This window comes from Mesorhizobium wenxiniae (assembly GCF_002284535.1).
Classification (GTDB): domain Bacteria; phylum Pseudomonadota; class Alphaproteobacteria; order Rhizobiales; family Rhizobiaceae; genus Mesorhizobium; species Mesorhizobium wenxiniae.
In genome coordinates this window covers 86,070-105,102 of record NZ_NPKH01000033.1, presented here as the reverse complement: position 1 = coordinate 105,102, position 19,033 = coordinate 86,070, and the positions used below count along the sequence as shown (strand labels likewise).

The window sequence follows — 19,033 nt, the reverse complement described above, 5'->3', positions numbered from 1 at the left end:
TGCGCAGCCGCCGCATCCGGCTTGGCATGCGGAAATGACGCCGAAACTCAAAGCCTATCGCGCCAAGCGCGAATTCAGCAAGACGCCGGAACCCGTCGGCGGGCTGGTTGCCGGAGAAGGCAATCGCTTCGTCGTGCACAAACACCATGCCACATCAGACCATTATGATTTACGTCTGCAGGTCGGCGGTGTGCTGAAGAGCTGGGCGGTGCCTCGCGGCCCGTCGCTCAATCCCGCCGACAAGCGGTTGGCGGTCGAGACCGAGGACCATCCGCTTGAATATATCGACTTCGAAGGCGTCATTCCTGAGGGCGAATATGGCGGCGGGCCGATGATCGTCTGGGACACAGGCGTCTGGGCGCCGATGGACGACGTCGAAAAGAGTTTGCGCACCGGCTCGTTCAAATTCCGCCTCGCCGGCGAGAAGCTGAATGGCGGCTGGATGCTGACCAGGCTAAAGGCCAAGCCCGTCGACGACGAGAAGAAAAACTGGCTGCTGTTCAAGGAGCGGGATCTCGCCGCCGATACAGCGCTCGACATCCTTGCCGAGCGGCCGGAAAGCGTCAAATCGGGACGGCGCATCGAGGAACTGGTCGAAGCGCCGAAGCCAGTCCCCAAACCTGCGAAACCGGTCGTGCTGAAGCCCGGCGCTTTGCCGGGCGCGGTCAAGGCGCCGGTGCCCGCCCGCATCGAACCGCAACTGGCGACGACCGTGGCAAAGCCGCCGGATGGAGTGGACACCCGGGAGGAGTGGCTGCACGAAATCAAGTTCGACGGCTATCGCACGATGGCGCATCTGGCTGAGGGCGAGGTGCGGCTGATCACACGCGCCGGTCTCGACTGGACCAGGCGCTATGGCGACCTGCCGCATGCCTTCGCCAGGCTGCCATGTCGTGAGGCTGTCATAGATGGCGAGATCGTCGTGCTCGACGCCAAGGGCATCAGCCGCTTCGCTCTTTTGCAGGACGCGCTGGCCGAAGGCGCCGGCAACAAGCTCCACTTCTACGCCTTCGATCTCTTGCATCTCGACGGCTGGGACCTGAGAAAAGCGCCGCTCGACCGGCGCAAGGCGCTGCTGTCGCAATTGCTGTCCGGCTTGGGCGCCAACTCCGCCATCCAGTTCAGCGACCACGTCGAAGGCGATGGCCAGGCGCTCTATGCCCAGGCTTCCGAGATGGGACTAGAAGGCGTCGTCTCCAAGCGCGCAACGGCAATCTACCAGAGCGGCCGCACCAAGACCTGGACCAAGATCAAGGCGCTGAAGAACGGCGACTTCATCATCGCCGGGTATACCACCTCCGATGCAGCCGAGGGATTGGCCGCACTCGGCCTGGGCGAATTCGAGGATGGCGAACTGCACTATCGCGGCAAGGTCGGCACCGGCTTCGACGCCGCCACCGCGGCCGACCTGCTGGCTCGGCTGGAGTCCTTGCGCGCCGGCGCGTCTGCACCCGAAGGGGTTCCGCGCGAGATCATGCGCGAGATGATCTGGGTGCGGCCACTGCTTTCGGCCCATATCCACTATGCCAACCGGACCACCGATAATGCGCTGCGCCATGCGGTGTTCCGCGGACTGCGCGACGTCGGCCTATCGACGCCGGTGTCGGCCAAGCGCAAGCGGCTGATTGCGGAAGCCGATCTCGCCACAATCTGGGTGACCAATCCGACGCGGCGGTTGTTCGGCAAGACCGGACCGACCAAGCTCGACATCGCCGTCTACTACGCGCTGGTCGGCGACTTCATGCTGCCGCACATCCTCGGCCGCCCGGTGTCGCTGGTGCGCTGCCCGACCGGCAAGCCGCAGGACTGTTTCTTCCAGCGCCATGCCTTCACCGGCATGCCTTCATCGGTGGCGACCTTCGAGACGACCAATTCCGAGGGCGAGACTAAATCCTATCTGTCGGTGGAAGATGCCAAGGGCTATCTGGCGCTGGCGCAGTTCGGCGTCGTCGAGTTCCACACCTGGGGCACCCACCGCACGCGGCTAGACAGACCGGACCTGATCGTTTTCGACCTCGACCCGGGCGAGGGGATTAGCTGGCGCGAGGTGGTCGAGGCGGCAGTGCATATCCGCGCCGAGCTGGAGGCGATGGGGCTGATGCCGTTCGCGAAAACGTCGGGCGGCAAGGGCATACACATCACCGTGCCGGTAACGCAAAAACAGAACTGGAAGAAACTGCACCAGGCGACCAGCGCCATTTCCTCGGCATTGGCCGCCTCCGCGCCCGACATCTTCACCACCACCATGGGCAAGGACAACCGCAAACGGCGCATCTTCATCGATTATCACCGCAATGCGCGCGGCCACACCTCGGCGGCACCTTATTCGCTGCGCGCCCGCACCAACCTGCCGGCCTCCACGCCGGTGAGCTGGTCCGATCTGGAATCCATCGACGCTCCGGAAGATTTGAATTATTCTTCGCTGCCGGGCCTTCTGGCCACCTCCGGCGATCCCTGGGCCAACATGGAAGATTTCGCTAGGGATTTGCCGGTATTGTGAGGGCGAAGTAGGTTTTGCGCAGCGTTGTTCGTCCTTTGGACGAAGCGCTGCGAACAGTTCGACAGTGCACGGCCGCGTAGGAGAGTTTCATGGCGCCCAGGGCAAGTTGGAAAGGTTACCTCAAGCTCAGTCTCGTCAGCTGTCCGGTCCGGCTGTATCCGGCGACGAGTGCCAGCGAGCGGATCAGCTTCAATCAGCTGCACAAGGACACCCACAACCGCATCAATATGAAGCCGGTCGATCCCGAGCTCGGGCTGGTCGAGCGCTCGGATCTGGTCAAGGGCTACGAATACGAAGATAAGCAGTACATCATCATCGACGATGCCGACCTCGAGGCGGTGCGCATCGAATCCAACCACACGATGAACATCGAAGCCTTCGTCGACGAGCATTCGGTCGACGTCATCTACCAGGACGCGCCCTATTATCTGGCGCCCGATGGCGCGATGGCGGAGGAGACTTTCGCGGTGCTGCGCGAAGCGATGCGCAAGTCGGGCAAGCTGGCGATCGCGCGGCTGGTGCTGTCCAGCCGCGAGCGCGTCGTGACGATCGGCGCGCGCGAGAACGGCATGTTCGTCTGCACCTTGAGGAACCCGAATGAAGTGCGCGGTACGGCCGAATATTTCGGCAACATCCCGGCCGGCAAGCCCGACCCGGAAATGCTGCAGCTCGCCGAAGCGCTGATCAAGCAGAAGGAAACCACCTTCGATCCGAAGAATTATGAGGATCGCTACGAGATCGCGCTGATGGCGATGATCCGCGAGAAGCTCAAGGGCCACAAGCCGATCATCGCGGCCGCCCCCGAGCGCGGCAACGTGATCAACCTGATGGATGCGCTGAAGGCCAGCCTGTCGCAATCGGCCAAGCCGCCGGCCAAGTCGAAGAGCAAGGCCGATGAGGCGGCAAAGCCTGCCGCCAAGGGCAAGGCCAGCGCGGCCAAGGAAAACCCGCTCAAGGCCAATTTGCTGAAGGCCGTCGGCAAGAGCAAGGCGTGACGGCGCTTGCCGGCACCGTCTTCGGCGCCATCGGCGCGCTGGCGGCGTTTCCACTGAGGCTGGCGGCGCGCGAGGTTGAACGCCAGCACGGCCAGTTAAGGCGCGGCGTCACGCGCCGCACTAGCCATGTGGTGTTCGGCCGCACACTTCTCGCCAAGGCCGGGGATGCCGAGATCGAGCGCCGCGTCGCGGCTGAGCGCGCGGCCGGCCGAAAGCTGATGAGCGAAAACGGTTTTTTGCGCCTGCTAGGGCTGATGAAGGCGCCGGAGGCCTCGGCCCTGTCGCGGCAGTCGCTTCTCGATCAGTCGCGATTGGCCGCATCCGACCTCGACCTTCTCAGTCTCTTCGATGCCTTCGAGAATGATTGCGAGCCCTATTCGTTTCGCGACCTGATCCTGGCCCGCAAATATGCCGGGCTGGTCGCCGGCGGCGCCTCGTGGGGCGCAATCGCGCGCTCGGTGCACCGCTCCGGCCCGGTGGCTTCGCTCACCGCCAAGTCGCTGAATGTCGGCTCACAGCGCGGGCGCGCGGATGCGATCTATCTCGATGGTGGCCAGAGCGAACTCGACGGCCAGCTGCTGTTCGACTTTGGGTCGCCGGATGACGACACGCTGGAAGAACTGTTCGCCGACGCTGAAGCCGCGGAAGAGGCTGAACGTCACGAACAGGCGGCCGCACTCTACCAGCGCTGCTTGGCCATCGACCCGACCGACGCCATCGCCGCCTTCAACCGCGCCAATTGTCTGCGCGGCGCCGGCCACGCGGCCGAGGCGGCGCATGACTATGCCCGCGCCATCAAGTGTGACCCCGGCTTTGTCGAGGCCTGGTTCAATCTGGCCGGGCTGATGACCGAGCAAGGCCGAGAGGCCTCGGCGCGACGGCATCTACAAAAGGCGATCGCGCTCGATGCCGATTATGCCGATGCGGTGTTCAACCTTGCGAGGCTGGAGTTCGACGCCGGCAACCTGGCCGAGGCGCGCCGCCACTGGGCACGCTACCTCGAACTCGACGCCAACTCCGAATGGGCGCGCATGGCGGCCAAGGGGATACAGTTCATCGATCTGCAACTGGCGCGCACGGCGGGGTAAGACCAAACGTGATGCTCGATGCAAAAACCATCCGAGCAACCGTCGCCGAAGAGCTTCGCTCACGCCTTGGCGCGCGATGGTTCAAGCCGGACAGCGCCAAGCTTGTTGTCGCGTCTGCCGATAATCTGACCGATTTCAGCATCGAGCTCGATTGCTACACGGACCGCCGATACGGGCAGTATGACTGCTCGATCGCGGCTGTCTTCAAGTGGAAGAAGTTTTCCAAGCTGTGGAAGGATTTTGACGCGTGGTATGAGGTTAAGGATCCAAGTTCGGCACAGTTCAAAACCCAAAGCGATCGGAAATCGAGCAGATTATTTCTCAGAGTAGGGTTCGATGCCATTGATGGGGGTTTCATCGGAGGTCGTGACCCGTTTTGGGTGGCAAATGAAGGTGATCTCGATGCGTTCATGGCCCAGTGCGTCACCGATCTCGAGGGCAAGGTCGGTACATGGATCAGGCGATGGTTCACCTGGGCCTCGGCCCTGGATGTGATGGACGGCAACGGGCAATTGTGCGGATCATGGCGAGACACCGCCTATTTCTGCTTGCTGGAACAAGTTCGCGGGCGTGAAGCTGCTTGCAGATGGGTTGGCGAGATCGATGCGACTGGATGGCCCGGTTTGCTGGCGGCGCAGGTCCAGTATCTACAATCGCAGGTTTGCGACGAGGCAGCTGCGCAGCCATAGTGGGTGACGGAACAAGGGATCGCGATGGTTGCGCTTGAACACCCCCCTCTGGCCTGCCGGCCATCTCTCCCGCAGGGTGGGAGAATGGCAGCTTCGAGTGCCGGTTCATCCCTGCGACGTTGGAGATTGGCGAAAGCGGCAGAGTGCGTGATCTCCCTCCTTGCGGGGGAGATGGCCGGCAGGCCAGAGGGGGGCGCGAAGGAACTCGGCCTTCATCTGCGGGCCACCCAATGACCGCCTTCCTCTTCGACGGGCCCGAAACCGCCGCCATCACCGTCCTGCTTGCCCATGGCGCCGGGGCGCCAATGGATTCGGCCTCGATGACCGCCACGGCCAAGGCGCTGGCCGAGGCCGGGTTCCGCGTCGCGCGATTCGAATTCCACTACATGGCCGCCCGCCGCTACGGCCACCGCAAGCCGCCGCCGCGCGCCGAGACAGTGAGCCCGGAATATGTCAAGGCGATCGCCGAACTGAGGGCGAAGGGCGTGACGGGGGCGCTGATCATCGGCGGCAAGTCGATGGGCGGCCGCGTCGCCTCGATGATCGCCGACGAGATGTTTTCCAAGGGCGAGATCTCGGGCCTGCTTTGTCTGGGCTATCCCTTCCACCTGCCGGCCAAGCCGACGCAGTTGCGCACCAAGCATCTCGCCGCGCTCAAGACCCCGACACTGATCTGCCAGGGCACGCGCGACGAGTTCGGCACGAAGGACGAGGTCGCGGGCTATGCGCTATCAGATGCAATCGAGATGCTGTGGCTGGAGGATGGCGACCACGACCTCAAGCCGCGCAAGAGCATCTCCGGCTTCTCCGCCGCCGACCATCTGAAGACGCTCGCCGAAGCGGTCAAGGCATGGACCGGGCGCATCGCGCGCTGATCCGCCCAATGAAGATCGCCACCTTCAACATCAACAATATCAACAGCCGGCTACAAAACGTGCTGGCCTGGCTGGCTGTCGCCAAGCCCGACATCGTCTGCGTGCAAGAACTGAAAGCAAGGCAGACGCAGTTTCCGCGCACAGCACTCGCCGCTGCGGGCTATGGCGCGGTGTGGGTGGGACAGCCGACCTGGAACGGCGTCGCCATACTCGCGCGGGGTTCAGAACCCGTTCTGATCCGCGAGGCACTGCCCGGCGACGAGAGCGACAACCAGGCCCGCTACATCGAGGCAGCGGTCAGCGGCATCGTCATCGCCTGCCTCTATGCGCCGAACGGCAACCCGCAGCCCGGTCCGAAATTCACCTACAAGCTGGCGTGGCACGAGCGCCTGAACGCGCATGCGGCGGAACTGTTCGACACCGGGCTGCCGGTAGTGCTGGCCGGCGACTACAACATTGTGCCCGAGCCGCGCGACATCTATCCGACCCGCTCCTATGACGACAATGCGCTGGTGCAGCCGGAAAGCCGCGCCGCTTTCGCAGCACTGCTCGACCAGGGCTGGACCGATGCGCTGCGCAAGAAGCACCCGAAAGAAACGCTTTACACATTCTGGGATTATCGCCGCAACCGCTGGCCGCGCGACGCCGGCCTGCGGCTCGATCATCTATTGCTCTCCAAGAAACTGGCGCGCCGATTGGCCGGGGCAGGCATCGACCGCGAAGTGCGCGGCGAGCCCGGCGCCAGCGACCACGCGCCGGTGTGGGTGGAATTGCGGTGAGGGGTGGAGAACATTCGATCTCCCCGTTTATGGGGAGGTTGGCGGTTGCCGGCGCTATCGCCAACCCTCACGCACAAAAAGTCACACTGGTCGCGCCCCTTCGCGTGCGAAAGTCTCGATCAAAGGTGTGTATCCCTCAAGGTCGGGCTGGGTAGCGAAACTGTGGGTGGCGGCGGTCGTAGCCCATGGCAGCTTTTCCGACGCGAAGACCTCGACGAAGGGCACATACCAACGGTGCTCGTCCAGCATGGTAGCGCGAACATTGACGATGAAGTCCAGGCCGTGCGGATGCGTGAACATCCAGTTCTTGCAGTGCGGGCAGTACAGTTGCCGGTGCGGCCCATGCATGCCGCCGACCACCGGCTCGCCCTGCGTCACGATGAAGCCGTTGCTCGGCACGGCCATGGTCAGGGAATAAGCGCTCGCGCTCAGCTTCTGACAGCCGGTGCAATGACAGGCCATCGTCAGCAGGGGTGGCGCACTTACCCGAAAGCGTATCCCGCCGCACAGGCAGCCGCCTTCCCAAGGCAATTTCCATTCATCCATTGCTTGGCCTCGATCGGTCTTGAGCCCTGCCGAGCGATCCTAGCGCGCGACTGGGCAACATTGCGGCGACCGAGAGAGTGTCCTCAGGCACATCCAGCACTTGGCGCAGGCGAGCGTTTTGCGCTCGCCGTTTCGCGGGTAAACTTCGGAATTGAACCGGGGCATCGACAAGCCCGGCGCTGGCCGGCATCATTGCGGCAAAGCGAAAGCGGCGCGAGGGGGAGACCGATGAACAGGATTGTCGACAGGCTGCTCGCCGCGCTGCTACTGGCGATCGGCATGCTCTGCCTCACACGCGTGTATTTCGCGCTGGACGGCGAGGGCGCGGGCGACGCTTTCGCGTCCGCGCGCCTGGCTTTTTTCGGGGCAGCGGGCGTTTTCTCAGCCCTTGCAGCCCTGCTGTTCTGGGCCGGCCTGTTGCCGGGCCGGTCGAAGCCCGGACCAGCCATACCCTTGTTCGGCAGGGGTGCCGAAACGCAACCCGGCGGACGACCACGCCTGCGACAGCTCTTCGCCGTCGTTCCGTTCCTCGCCGTGCTCGCTCTGGTGGTCGACCAGCTCGGCCCCTGGTCGCGACAGCCACAGGACGCCCGCAAAAGCCTGACGGCCGAGCAACCCGCGTCGAGCGCGCCGAAAGACCAGGACGTCGCCAGCGCACCGGCCCCAGCGCCGGAAGCGCTCGAGCGGCCTGAACAGACGGCTGCGCCTCCGCCGCCGCAAGGTGCAAACCCTGGCGCCAGCGCGAAATCGGCACAGCCGCCGCCTCCTGCTTCGCCATCTGAGGTCGCGCTTGCCCCCTCTGTCTCACCGCCGGAGGCTGCTCCAGCCCCGGCTCCACCGCAGACCGTCGCGCCGCTGCCCCAGGCTCCGCCGCCGCTGCCGACGCAGCCCGATGGCCATCGCGAGCCCGTCGTCTGGCTGGCGGTGGCGCCCGACGGGCACTCGATCATGAGCGCCAGCACCGACCGCACGGTCAAGCTCTGGGATATCGACGGCAAGCGCCTGATCCGCACCCTCGGCGTCCACAAGGACATGGCGCGGACCGCGCTTTTCCTGCCCGATGGGGCGCGGGCGCTGACCGCGGGCGACGATGGCGAGATCGTGCTGCGCCAGCTCTCCGATGGCACTGTGCTGCATGTGTTCTCGTCAGGCCAGAACGGCGGCGTCAACAAGCTGGCTATCAGCCCCGACGGTAAACGTGCCGTCAGCGGGCACGACACCGGCAGGGTCATCGTCTGGGATATCGAGAAAGGTTCGGTGCTGCATGTGACGCCGGGGCACGACTGGTCGATCAGCGGGGTCGCCGTCTCGCCGGACGGCACACGCGCGGTCAGCGGCAGCATCGAGGGCACGCTTAAGCTATGGGACATCGGCACCGGCAAGCAGCTGCGCAGCTGGCACGGGCACGAGCGTGGCCCCTATGGCGTGGTGTTCATGGCCGATGGGCGCCATCTGATCACCGGCAGCGGCGATTATACGATCAAGCTCTGGGATCTCGACACCGGCCGCGAAGTCCGCCGCCTCGAGGGCCATTCGGGCACGGTCTATGCGCTGGCGCTGTCGGCCGACGGCAAGCGGCTGCTGTCCGGCTCGCTCGACGGTACGGCACGGCTGTGGGACATGGAAACAGGCAGCGAGACCGCCCTGTTCGACAGCCGGTCCGGCCCGGTCTACGCGGTGGCGTTCGCCGCCGACGGCACGGTGCTGACCGGCGGCTACGACCGCACAATTTGGGATTGGCCGGCGGGCGGTGGCGCCGGCGTAGTGCTCTTCGCCGGCGCGCCGGAGTGATGTGCGAAGGTGGCGCGCGACGCTCGACGTTACAGAAAGGAGCGCCGCCGCCGACGCTGCCAATCTCCCCCACAAGGGGGGAGATCGGCTGTCACGGCCGCCTTCGCAAAACCCGTTTACGGCATCGGTTTTCGAGGCCAATACCGCCTAAAGACTAAGCGTTGGAGACACAATGACCAATCTCCACATCGTCGAGGCCTCGATCGAACAGCTGCGGCAAGCGCTGGAGGCCGGCACCGTCACCAGCGTCGAGCTGGTCGGCGCGTACCTCAGGCGCATCGCCAGATATGACCGGCATGGCATCGCTCTTAACGCCATTCCCGTCCTCAATCCCAAAATGTTCGAGGACGCCGCCGCGTCCGACCAGCGCCGCAGGAATGGCGCGACGCTCAGCCCGTTGGACGGCATCCCCTATACCGCCAAGGACAGCTACAAGGTATCGGGCCTGACGGTGGCCTCCGGCTCGCCCGCCTTCGAACATCTCGTCGCCAACGAGGACGCCTTCACCATTGCGCGGCTGCGGGCCGGCGGCGCGGTGCTGATCGGGCTTACCAACATGCCGCCGATGGCTAATGGCGGCATGCAGCGCGGCGTCTACGGCCGGGCGGAGAGCCCCTACAATGCCGAATACCTGACCGCCGCCTTCGCCTCGGGCTCGTCGAATGGTTCCGGCACCGCGACCGCCGCCAGCTTCGCCGCCTTCGGGCTCGGCGAGGAGACATGGTCGTCGGGCCGGGCGCCGGCGTCGAACAACGCGCTGGTCGCCTACACGCCGTCGCGCGGCGTCATTTCCGTGCGTGGCAACTGGCCGCTGGTGCCGACCATGGACGTGGTGGTGCCGCATACGCGCAGCGTTGCCGACATGCTCGAACTGCTCGACGTGATCGTCGCCGACGACCCGAACACAAGAGGCGATTTCTGGCGCGCGCAGCCCTGGGTGGCGCTGCCGACGAGCTCCGATGTCAGACCGCCACGCTATACCGGCCTCACGCCGGAGGGAGCGCTGCAAGGCGTGCGGCTCGGCGTGCCCCGCATGTATATCGGCCGCGACACGGAGGCTGACGTTCCGATCCCGACCCGCGCGTCGGTGCTCGACCTGTGGGAGCAGGCGGCATCGGATTTGCGGCGGCTCGGTGCTGATGTGGTCGAGGTCGATTTCCCCGTCGTCTCCAACTACGAGCGCGACCGGCCGGGCACCAAAAACATGGTCGATCGCGGGCTGGTTCCGGAAGAATTCGCCGAGCGCGAGATATGGGACCTGTGCGTCTTCGCCTGGGACGATTTCCTGCGCGCCAATGCCGATCCGGCCATCCCCGATCTCGCCTCGGTCGACGGCGCAAAGATCTTTCCGCAGCCGCCGGGCACGCTGCCGGACCGCTACGAGGACAGCTTCGATCTAGCGGAGTATGTCGGGCGGGCCAAGCGCGGCGTCACCCCATTCGAGGCCATTCCCGAGCTGGACGCTGGCCTGAAAGGTCGCGAGGCAACGCGGCGGATCGATTTCGAGGACTGGCTGGACGCGCAAGGGCTGGATGCAGTGGTGTTTCCGGCCGTCGCCGATGTCGGGCCGACCGATGCGGATGTCAACGAGGCCTCCGCCGCGCTTGCGTGGCGCAACGGCACCTGGGTCGCCAACGGCAATCTGGTGCCGCGCCATCTCGGCATTCCGACCGTCACCGTGCCGATGGGCACTATGGCCGATATCGGCATGCCGGTCGGACTGACCTTCGCCGGCAAGGCCTATGAAGATACGAAGCTGCTTCGGCTAGCCGGCGATTTCGAGCGTTTTGGCCAGCGCCGCACCAGCCCGCCGCGCACTCCGGAGCTTCCCGACGATGTCTTTTCCGCCCGGCCTGCCGCCCGCCAGCCCGACGAGGCGCCGCCGCTGACAGTCACTCTTGCCGCTGAGACGCGCCGTGCGGGTGATCAGGACGAGATAACTGTCACGCTCGATGTGCATGGCGAGGTCGGAACCGAGACCAGCGTGAAAGTCCATGTTAACGGCGAGCCCATTCGCATGCAGCGGACCGACGAGCGCTTTACAGGGCGTGCAGTCGTACCGGCCAGTGAGCATGAGAGAATCCACAGCGTCTGGCGCGGCTCTTACGGCTCGATCGTTACCGCCGTCGTGCGTCTTGAGGACGGGCGTGCAGTCGGCGCCTATGCGGTGACGGGAGGGATTGAATAGCTAGCCTCCGCGTATTCCCATTCTGGGCTCTCGGGATGGCATCGCCGCAAGTCAAGGGGAAGCTGCGGGATGGTGCCGATCGCGCCGACCCGCATGCCACCGAGATCAATGGCGGCATGCAGCCCGTCTGCGGCCGGCTTTCCAATCTGCGTCAGTCCGGCTTGCAGGGGTCGCTACCGGCGTCGGCTTTGGCCGCCGCTGTCTTGTCGCCCTCCTGCTGCGCCTCGACATCCTGCTGCGAGGTGGCAAGGTTTTTATCCCCACCGGCTTCCTGGTTGGCTAGCGGCATGGTGTTGCCGTCCTTATTGGCAGGGCCGCCCTCAACCTTGCTACCGGCATTCGCATCAGTTTCGAGGGGTGCACGCGTTCCGTCTTTTGCGATGCCTGATTGAGCTTCGATCGATGCAGTCGTGTCATGGCAGGTGGCGCTTGCCGTGCCGGCGGTCAGGCCGATCATTGAGGTGGCGAGCAAAATAGCGGTAACCGTCTTCATCTCATTCTCCTTTCGGTGCTTGAGCCTATCTTTCTAAACTGCCGGCGATATCCAAGGTTCCGCTGATTCAGTTCGAACCTCGAAACTGGCGTCGTATTGCCATTTGATTTGCGGGCTTCCGCAGGCGCGGCCTATCGCGTATTGGCCCGGGGAAAATCCCTTTGGCACGCGTGGAAAGCATGATTCGACTGGAAAGTATCAGCAAGCAGAACGGCCGGCAGATCGTCTTCATCGAGGCCTCCGCCTCCTTGCAGAAGGGCGAGAAGGTCGGGCTGGTCGGCCCCAACGGGGCCGGCAAGACGACGCTGTTCCGCATGATCAACGGCGAGGAGCAGCCCGATGAGGGCCAGGTCTCGGTCGATCGCGGCGTCACCATCGGCTATTTCAGCCAGGATGTCGGCGACATGGAAGGCCGCAGCGCTGTCGCCGAAGTGATGAACGGCGCCGGGCCGGTGAGCGAAGTGGCGGCCGAGATGCGCGAGCTCGAAGCCGCCATGGGCGACCCGGAGCGATCAGATGAGATGGACGCCATCATTGCCCGCTACGGCGACCTGCAGGCGCGTTTCGAGGAGCTCGACGGCTATGCGCTGGATGGCCGCGCCCGCGAGGTGCTGGACGGCCTCGGCTTCAGCCAGGAGATGATGGACGGCGACGTCGGAAAACTCTCCGGCGGCTGGAAGATGCGCGTGGCGCTGGCCAGGATCCTGCTGATGCGGCCCGACGCCATGCTGCTCGACGAGCCGAGCAACCATCTCGACCTGGAAAGCCTGATTTGGCTGGAGCAGTTCCTGAAGAACTATGACGGCGCGCTCTTGATGACCTCGCACGATCGCGAGTTCATGAACCGCATCGTCAACAAGGTGGTCGAGATCGATGGCGGCTCGCTGACCGCCTACTCCGGCAACTACGAATTCTACCAGCAGCAGCGGGCGATCGCCGACCGGCAGCAGCAGGCGCAGTTCGAGCGCCAGCAGGCGATGCTGGCCAAAGAGATCGCCTTCATCGAGCGCTTCAAGGCGCGCGCTTCGCATGCCGCCCAGGTACAGAGCCGGGTGAAGAAGCTGGAGAAGATCGATCGCGTCGAGCCGCCCAAGCGCCGCCAGAAGGTATCGTTCGATTTCCAGCCGGCGCCGCGCTGCGGCGAGGACGTGGTGACGCTGAAGAACATCCACAAGCGCTATGGCAGCCGCTCGATCTACGAGGGGCTGGATTTCCAGGTGCGCCGCCGCGAGCGCTGGTGCGTGATGGGGATCAACGGCGCCGGCAAGTCGACGCTGCTGAAGCTGGTCGCCGGCGCTTCCGAGCCGGACAATGGCACGGTGGCGCGCGGCCCGAGCGTCAAGATGGGCTATTTCGCCCAGCATGCCATGGAAGTACTGGAGGGCGAGCGCACCGTGTTCCAGACGCTGGAGGACGCGTTTCCACAGGCAGGCCAGGCGCCGCTCAGGGCGCTGGCCGGCTGCTTCGGCTTTTCCGGCGACGAGATCGAGAAGAAATGCCGGGTGCTGTCGGGCGGCGAGAAGGCGCGGCTGGTGATGGCGCTGATGCTGTTCGACCCGCCCAACCTTTTGGTGCTGGACGAGCCGACCAACCACCTCGACATCGCCACCAAGGAAATGCTGATCACAGCACTTTCGCAGTATGAGGGCACCATGCTGTTCGTCTCGCACGACCGGCATTTTCTGGCGGCGCTGTCGAACCGGGTGCTGGAACTGACGCCCGAGGGCATCCACACCTATGGCGGCGGCTATACGGAATATGTCGAGAGGACGGGACAAGAGGCGCCTGGGTTGCGGAGCTGAGGCGCAGGCCCGGCGCTGCCGCTCACTGTCACCCCAACGCTCGGAGAGGAAGCCTCGGGATGCTCAGCCGTGCAGAACAATTTCGCGCAGCGGATTGCCGCCGTCGATGAACAGCCGGCCTTGCGCCGTCAACGCCGCCTTGAGCCGTTGCAGGGCGATCTTTCCTGCCTCGGGATGACGCCCGTCCAGCGCGCCGACGCGCACCGCAACGGCAATGTCGAAGTGCTGCTCGCCCGCGTCCAGCTGGAAATCCTCGATGGCGACCTGACGCAGGCTCAGCCGGCCCGCTGCAATCTCGGCGCGCGAGGCGGCCCTGGCCTGCGCGATGGCCTTGGCCGAGCGGTCGATCGCCCGCACGTGGCCGTCGCCAATCCGGCGCGTGATCTCGCGCGACGCAGCACCCGGGCCGCAGCCGATCTCCAGAACCCGCATGCCCTGCTGCAAAGGCAGTGCGTCGACGATCGCCAAAAGCCTTGGCGACAGACCATTGGTCATTCCCTCGTCTCCAGCCTCTTCCGGGATCCGAGATTAGCGGGCGCGGCTGGCGGCGGGAAGGCCGACACCTGAGGGATAGTCGATGTGTTCACCGGCCTCGACGACCGGCAGCCGGCGAAAGCGAACAGTATCTTAAAAAGCGCTTCCGGATTGAGCAAAAAACCCCGGGGCGGCCCGGCGTCGTTGGCCTGAGGGGGGGACTGGCGCCGAGCCTAACCGGTTGGGGGGTAGATCACCGGCCGCATAGATACATACGCTTAAGCTAATGTAAGCGCAAGCTAATGTTATGCGTTTGCCGTTTCCAGCGGCTGTTTCTGACCATGGATGTTTCTGCCGGCCGCTTCCTGGCTGCGCGCTTAATCCGGGTGCTGGAACAGACGCCAGAGGGCATCCACACCTGTGGCGGCGGCAATGTCGAGCGCACCGGCCAGAGGCGCCGGGGCTGAAGCGCAGAGCGGAGGCTCGCTTGAGGGCTTCGCGATCGTCGGCTTGACCCTTCACCAAGCCGGCGACATTGTGGATGTGCTGTTCGCCAGTCCATAGCGGTCGTGTGGGAATGGATTTTCGCAACGCCATCGATGAATCGCTGGCCTGGGCCAGCCGATGGTTCGACTATGCCGTCACGCCGTGGTTCTTCTATCAGGCTGCCATCATCGTCGTGCTTTTCCTCGTCGCGAAGCTCGCGGCGCAGCGCATCGAACCGCTCATGGAGAACCGGGCACGCCAGATCAAGGGGCATCCCGGACTGTTGAGGGTCGTCGTTGCGCTGTTGCGGCGCACCGACTGGATCCTGTTCACGGTCTTCCTGCTTGCCGCGCTCACTCTCATGCGCGCCGTCACCTGGCCAAGCCGGACCCATTTCATCTATATCGCGCTCTCGCTATCCCTCGCGTGGCTGTTCGCATCGGTGCTGTCGCGCATCATCCGCAACCGCTTTGTCGCGCGGGCTCTCGCCTGGCTGACCTGGATCTATGCGGCCCTCGTCATTCTGGGCATCGATGACGCCGCCGCGGCTTTCCTGGACAGCCTCGCAATACCTTTGGGCGCGGTGCGCCTTTCGGCGCTCATGGTGCTGAAGGCGGCGCTGCTGCTGATCGCCACGGTTTGGCTTGCGGTGGTCGTCGGCAAGTATATCGATGAGCGCGTCCGGATCTCCGAAGAGCTGACACCCTCGATCCGCGTCCTCGTCGGCAAGGTCGCAAAGGTCGGCCTTGTGCTGGTGGCGGGTGCCATCGCCCTGTCCTCCGTCGGTCTCGACCTGACGGCTCTGACGATATTCTCCGGCGCCGTCGGCGTCGGCCTGGCTTTCGGGCTGCAAAAGGTCGTTTCAAATTTCGTCTCCGGCATGATCATCCTGCTCGACAAGTCGATCAAGCCGGGCGACACCATTTCGCTCGAAGGCACCTTCGGCTGGGTACGCGAATTGCGGGCGCGGTTTGTCTCGGTGGTGACGCGCGACGGCCGCGAATACCTGATCCCGAACGAAGACTTCATCACCCAAAGGGTCATCAACTGGTCGTTCAGCGATAACCTCGTGCGGCTCGACGTGAATTTCGGGGTCTCTTACGACGCCGACCCGCATAGGGTCAGCGAACTGGCGATAGCGGCCGCCATGAGCGTCGGCCGGGTCGAAGCGGACCGGCGGCCGGTCTGCTGGCTCACGGACTTCGGCGACTCCTCGCTCAATTTCGTGCTGCGCTTCTGGATCCACGACCCGCAGCAAGGTCTGACCAACGTGCGCGGCAGGGTACTGCTGGCGCTGTGGGACACGTTTAGGGAAAACGGCATAGACATCCCTTATCCGCATCGCGAGATCATCATGAAGCCGGATGGGCGCGCTGGGAAATCAAGCGGGCGCTGATGGGTAGGGTGCACCGGGTCGCGGCGCCGAAGCCGCTGAGCGCGGCCTTTTCGTCCCTGTCATCTCGGCAACGCTTATTGCCTTCAAGCCATGGCTCCAATGCTGTATCCAGCCCCGAATTCAAGGAGCCTTCGATGACCTCACACCTCGACATCCCCGACGCCGGCATGGCTGCAGCCGGCATGGCCGCCGATGACGGGCGCGCCCACGATGATGACGCCTCGTGGCAGGACGATGTTCGCGCGGGCGTGCGGCATGTGCGCGATCTGGATTCCCTGCCGCTGTCGCCGGCCGAGCGCGAGGCGGCTCAAGCCGCGGCGACGCGCCACAAGGTTCGCATCCCAAAAGCCTATCTCGATCTGATCGACTGGAGCGACCCCGCCGACCCCATCCGGGCGCAGGTCATCCCGTCGCCCGAAGAACTGGCCGAGCTGGAAGGCGAGCTCGATGATCCGATCGCCGACCACGCCTTCAGTCCGGTGCCGCGATTGACGCGTCGTCATGCCGACCGGGTTTTGCTGTTCCCGACCTATCAATGCGCGGTCTATTGCCGGTTCTGTTTTCGCAAGGAGTCGCTGACTTCGATCGGCCGCGGTTTTTCGCGCGAGGCGCTGGAACCGGCCTTCGCCTATATCGAGGCCCATCCCGAAATCCGCGAGGTGATCCTGACCGGCGGCGATCCGCTGTCGCTGCCGGACAAGGTGCTGGCGGAAATCCGCGCCCGCATCGAGGCGGTTCCGCATGTGCGGCTCTTGCGCATCCACACCCGCGTGCCGGTCGCTCTGCCCTCGCGCATCACCTCAGGGCTGGTTCGCTCCCTGCAGGGCCGGCTGATGGTCACGGTTGTCACCCATTTCAACCACGCGCGCGAAATCACTGATGCCGCTGAGCAGGCCTGTCGCGCGTTGCGGCAAGGCGGCTTCGTGCTGCTGAACCAGAGCGTTCTCCTGAAAGGCGTCAACGACATGGTCGAGGTGCTGGAGGAGCTGTGCCGCGAGCTGATGTACCGCCTCGGTGTAAAACCCTATTACCTGCACCACGGCGACCTCGCGCGCGGCATGGCGCACCGGCGCACCACCATCGCCGAGGGACAGGCGCTGGCCAGCGCGCTCCGCGCGCGCCTGTCGGGCATCTGCAACCCCGTCTATGTGCTGGACCTGCCGGACGGCGGCGGCAAAGTGCCACTCGGCGCATCCTATATCGAGGTGCAGGACGGAGAGACCTGGCGGATTCGCGGTCAGGATGGCGAGCTGAGGACCTATACGGAGCTTGTCGGCGACCTTTGAACCCTCGGTTCCTCGCCCCCAAAGCGGGAGAGGTGGCTCGGCGAAGCCGAGACGGAGAGGGGCCTTTCGAGAAACGGAGAGTTCCTTCAGCGCGCAAGCTTGTGCCACTCCTCGTTGGAACCGTATCCAATGCCTCGCATTTCTAGAGATGACGGGGCAAAGGAGCGCACGTGAAAGTTTTATCCGCGGTACTTGGCGGCTTTGTGCTGACGCTGGCGGTTTTCGCCAGCGGATTGGCATTCGCCGTCTGGATTCTTTCCGCCGAGCCGGTGCGGCAGGCTGCTCCGACTTCCAGCGTTGCCGAACTATGGCCGAGGGAGCCGCGGAAGGTGGACCCTGCTTCGCAGAAGCTTGAGCGCCTTCCTGCCCGCGAGGTCCCAGAAGTCGCAGTCGACCAGGTCTCCGTCGATCGCACATCGAAAGCTGCCGATGCCGCATCTTCGGCGCCCGACCCCAACGCTACCGCCTCTATCAAGCCGGCAGCGGACGAGCAGCACGCGGTGTCCGCCGCCCATTTGGAATGGTGCGCAAGCCGCTACCGTTCATACAGGCCAAGCGACGACCACTACACATCCTACAGCGGAGAGCAGCGTCCCTGCATCTCGCCCTATCTCGATGCCAGCGCTGCCGAGCGCGTCGCACAGCCTGCCGACGATAGCGCCAGCTATGTCGAGGCGACCGACACGTGGTCAATGGATGGGAACGTTCCGGCGGATGAAACCGGCGGCGCCCAGCTTCCGCCCCACCACGTGGAATATTGCTTCAGCCGCTACCGCTCCTATCGGCCGGAAGACAACACCTACCAGCCCTATTCCGGCGGCCCGCGCCGGCAGTGCGAGTAGGCAGGGCGGAGGCGGGTGGCGGGTTGGCGGCCGCAGTGCATGGGACCTTATGCGACCGATCACGCAGATTTCTTGGATCGTTTGGGTTGGCGCGGCATTCATCCGATACCCTAGGAGGAATCAAGATGGGCGACGACCGGGAAGACAAGATTCGCGAGCGCGCATACCAGATCTGGGAACGTGAAGGCCGCATCCATGGCGATCCCGAGCGGCACTGGCACCGGGCCGAGGCCGAGATCGAAAGGGAGGCAGCCCTGCCGCTGACGGCAGGCGATGCCCTGCCGGAAACCCGCGAGGTCGCGAGCTCCGACGTCTTGACGGTGGAGGCCCTGGCGGTGCGCACCGGCATATCGGGCGACCAGGCGCAGGAGCTGCTCGACAGGCTGGGAAACGACCGGGCGGCGATCGAGCAAGCCGCGCGCAACCTCAAGGGGAAGCGGCGGCTCGGGGAGTGACAGATGATCAGAAAACTCAAAGACGGAAAATACCGCCTCTATTCGCGTAAGAAGGACGAAAAGACCGGCAAGCCCCGCAACCTCGGCACCTTCGATACCCGCGAGGCAGCCGAGAAGCATGAGCGCGAGGTGCAGTATTTCAAGCGGCATTGAGGGGGCGTGCCGTCGCCTGCCAGGCAGCCGCGTCGGATGCCTGGCGGAACCTGAGCCTGCGAAGACGGCGGCCACGCGTCTCTGCGCCGGACACTTTACGAGAACCTGGTGCGTCCACATCAAACCTTAGTCCGGAAGCAGGTAGCGACGCCCATGGCGGCTCCAGCGACGTCCCAAGATCGATTTTAGCCAAGT

General features: G+C 64.6%; 17 protein-coding genes. 14 read left to right on the top strand and 3 right to left on the bottom strand.

The features are described 5' to 3' along the window. The first annotated feature begins 34 nt into the window (after positions 1 to 34). The 6 genes from ligD to CIT31_RS25725 all read left to right on the top strand — a co-directional run bounded on the left by ligD (position 35) and on the right by CIT31_RS25725 (position 6,926). Positions 35 to 2,500 carry a DNA ligase D gene (ligD, locus tag CIT31_RS25755; RefSeq protein WP_095520905.1) on the top strand — a complete coding sequence of 822 codons (2,466 nt, stop codon included), beginning with the start codon at positions 35 to 37 and terminating at the stop codon, positions 2,498 to 2,500. 89 nt (positions 2,501 to 2,589) lie between these two features. Then, positions 2,590 to 3,495, top strand: a complete 906-nt coding sequence (ku, locus tag CIT31_RS25750) for a non-homologous end joining protein Ku (RefSeq protein ID WP_095520904.1) — start codon at positions 2,590 to 2,592, stop codon at positions 3,493 to 3,495. After that, positions 3,492 to 4,583, top strand: coding sequence for a tetratricopeptide repeat protein (locus tag CIT31_RS25745; protein ID WP_095520903.1), 1,092 nt, complete (start codon positions 3,492 to 3,494; stop codon positions 4,581 to 4,583). Before ku ends, CIT31_RS25745 begins: the two co-directional genes overlap by 4 nt. Positions 4,584 to 4,591: 8 nt before the next feature. Further along, positions 4,592 to 5,272, top strand: coding sequence for a hypothetical protein (locus tag CIT31_RS25740; protein ID WP_095520902.1), 681 nt, complete (start codon positions 4,592 to 4,594; stop codon positions 5,270 to 5,272). A 230-nt stretch (positions 5,273 to 5,502) separates the two neighbouring features. Further along, entirely contained in the window at positions 5,503 to 6,147 is a 645-nt protein-coding gene (locus CIT31_RS25730; protein ID WP_095520901.1) for an alpha/beta hydrolase family protein, read from the top strand. Between the two features lie 8 nt (positions 6,148 to 6,155). Continuing rightward, positions 6,156 to 6,926 carry an exodeoxyribonuclease III gene (locus CIT31_RS25725; RefSeq protein ID WP_095521001.1) on the top strand — a complete coding sequence of 257 codons (771 nt, stop codon included), beginning with the start codon at positions 6,156 to 6,158 and terminating at the stop codon, positions 6,924 to 6,926. A gap of 81 nt (positions 6,927 to 7,007) precedes the next feature. Here the strand turns inward: CIT31_RS25725 and CIT31_RS25720 are convergent, their stop codons facing one another. Next, positions 7,008 to 7,472: a GFA family protein gene (locus tag CIT31_RS25720; RefSeq protein WP_095520900.1), complete on the bottom strand. Its 465-nt coding sequence runs from the start codon at positions 7,470 to 7,472 to the stop codon at positions 7,008 to 7,010. Positions 7,473 to 7,700: 228 nt separating this feature from the next. Between CIT31_RS25720 and CIT31_RS25715 the strand changes: the two genes are divergently transcribed. Then, positions 7,701 to 9,263 carry a WD40 repeat domain-containing protein gene (locus CIT31_RS25715; RefSeq protein ID WP_095520899.1) on the top strand — a complete coding sequence of 521 codons (1,563 nt, stop codon included), beginning with the start codon at positions 7,701 to 7,703 and terminating at the stop codon, positions 9,261 to 9,263. Positions 9,264 to 9,435: 172 nt separating this feature from the next. After that, positions 9,436 to 11,451, top strand: coding sequence for an amidase (locus CIT31_RS25710; protein WP_095520898.1), 2,016 nt, complete (start codon positions 9,436 to 9,438; stop codon positions 11,449 to 11,451). 151 nt (positions 11,452 to 11,602) lie between these two features. Here the strand turns inward: CIT31_RS25710 and CIT31_RS25705 are convergent, their stop codons facing one another. Then, complete coding sequence (locus CIT31_RS25705) at positions 11,603 to 11,944, bottom strand: hypothetical protein (protein ID WP_065009087.1); 342 nt, start codon at positions 11,942 to 11,944, stop codon at positions 11,603 to 11,605. 179 nt (positions 11,945 to 12,123) lie between these two features. Here CIT31_RS25705 and CIT31_RS25700 point away from each other — a divergent pair, with 179 nt between their 5' ends. Then, entirely contained in the window at positions 12,124 to 13,746 is a 1,623-nt protein-coding gene (locus tag CIT31_RS25700) for an ABC-F family ATP-binding cassette domain-containing protein (RefSeq protein WP_095520897.1), read from the top strand. 63 nt (positions 13,747 to 13,809) lie between these two features. On the opposite strand, the gene CIT31_RS25695 is transcribed toward CIT31_RS25700, so the two are convergent. After that, positions 13,810 to 14,241 carry an SAM-dependent methyltransferase gene (locus tag CIT31_RS25695; protein WP_095520896.1) on the bottom strand — a complete coding sequence of 144 codons (432 nt, stop codon included), beginning with the start codon at positions 14,239 to 14,241 and terminating at the stop codon, positions 13,810 to 13,812. 556 nt (positions 14,242 to 14,797) lie between these two features. Between CIT31_RS25695 and CIT31_RS25690 the strand changes: the two genes are divergently transcribed. The 5 genes from CIT31_RS25690 to CIT31_RS25670 all read left to right on the top strand — a co-directional run bounded on the left by CIT31_RS25690 (position 14,798) and on the right by CIT31_RS25670 (position 18,838). Next, complete coding sequence (locus tag CIT31_RS25690; protein ID WP_095520895.1) at positions 14,798 to 16,102, top strand: mechanosensitive ion channel family protein; 1,305 nt, start codon at positions 14,798 to 14,800, stop codon at positions 16,100 to 16,102. 167 nt (positions 16,103 to 16,269) lie between these two features. Continuing rightward, positions 16,270 to 17,388 carry a KamA family radical SAM protein gene (locus tag CIT31_RS25685; RefSeq protein WP_425350661.1) on the top strand — a complete coding sequence of 373 codons (1,119 nt, stop codon included), beginning with the start codon at positions 16,270 to 16,272 and terminating at the stop codon, positions 17,386 to 17,388. 170 nt (positions 17,389 to 17,558) lie between these two features. Continuing rightward, positions 17,559 to 18,230, top strand: a complete 672-nt coding sequence (locus tag CIT31_RS25680) for a BA14K family protein (protein WP_095520894.1) — start codon at positions 17,559 to 17,561, stop codon at positions 18,228 to 18,230. A 125-nt stretch (positions 18,231 to 18,355) separates the two neighbouring features. Then, positions 18,356 to 18,685, top strand: coding sequence for a DUF2934 domain-containing protein (locus tag CIT31_RS25675; protein WP_095520893.1), 330 nt, complete (start codon positions 18,356 to 18,358; stop codon positions 18,683 to 18,685). 3 nt (positions 18,686 to 18,688) lie between these two features. Next, on the top strand, positions 18,689 to 18,838 hold the full coding sequence (locus CIT31_RS25670) for a hypothetical protein (protein WP_095520892.1): 150 nt from the start codon (positions 18,689 to 18,691) through the stop codon (positions 18,836 to 18,838). Positions 18,839 to 19,033 lie beyond the last annotated feature (195 nt).

Bases quoted from the DNA above. Each gene is read 5' to 3' on its own strand.
- CIT31_RS25710 (WP_095520898.1), top strand. From the start codon at position 9,436: ATGACCAATCTCCACATCGTCGAGGCCTCGATCGAACAGCTGCGGCAA.
- ku (WP_095520904.1), top strand. From the start codon at position 2,590: ATGGCGCCCAGGGCAAGTTGGAAAGGTTACCTCAAGCTCAGTCTCGTC.
- CIT31_RS25720 (WP_095520900.1), bottom strand. From the start codon at position 7,472: ATGGATGAATGGAAATTGCCTTGGGAAGGCGGCTGCCTGTGCGGCGGG.
- ligD (WP_095520905.1), top strand. From the start codon at position 35: ATGACGCCGAAACTCAAAGCCTATCGCGCCAAGCGCGAATTCAGCAAG.
- CIT31_RS25685 (WP_425350661.1), top strand. From the start codon at position 16,270: ATGGCTGCAGCCGGCATGGCCGCCGATGACGGGCGCGCCCACGATGAT.
- CIT31_RS25675 (WP_095520893.1), top strand. From the start codon at position 18,356: ATGGGCGACGACCGGGAAGACAAGATTCGCGAGCGCGCATACCAGATC.
- CIT31_RS25705 (WP_065009087.1), bottom strand. From the start codon at position 11,944: ATGAAGACGGTTACCGCTATTTTGCTCGCCACCTCAATGATCGGCCTG.
- CIT31_RS25690 (WP_095520895.1), top strand. From the start codon at position 14,798: ATGGATTTTCGCAACGCCATCGATGAATCGCTGGCCTGGGCCAGCCGA.
- CIT31_RS25670 (WP_095520892.1), top strand. From the start codon at position 18,689: ATGATCAGAAAACTCAAAGACGGAAAATACCGCCTCTATTCGCGTAAG.
- CIT31_RS25695 (WP_095520896.1), bottom strand. From the start codon at position 14,241: ATGACCAATGGTCTGTCGCCAAGGCTTTTGGCGATCGTCGACGCACTG.
- CIT31_RS25715 (WP_095520899.1), top strand. From the start codon at position 7,701: ATGAACAGGATTGTCGACAGGCTGCTCGCCGCGCTGCTACTGGCGATC.
- CIT31_RS25730 (WP_095520901.1), top strand. From the start codon at position 5,503: ATGACCGCCTTCCTCTTCGACGGGCCCGAAACCGCCGCCATCACCGTC.
- CIT31_RS25700 (WP_095520897.1), top strand. From the start codon at position 12,124: ATGATTCGACTGGAAAGTATCAGCAAGCAGAACGGCCGGCAGATCGTC.
- CIT31_RS25725 (WP_095521001.1), top strand. From the start codon at position 6,156: ATGAAGATCGCCACCTTCAACATCAACAATATCAACAGCCGGCTACAA.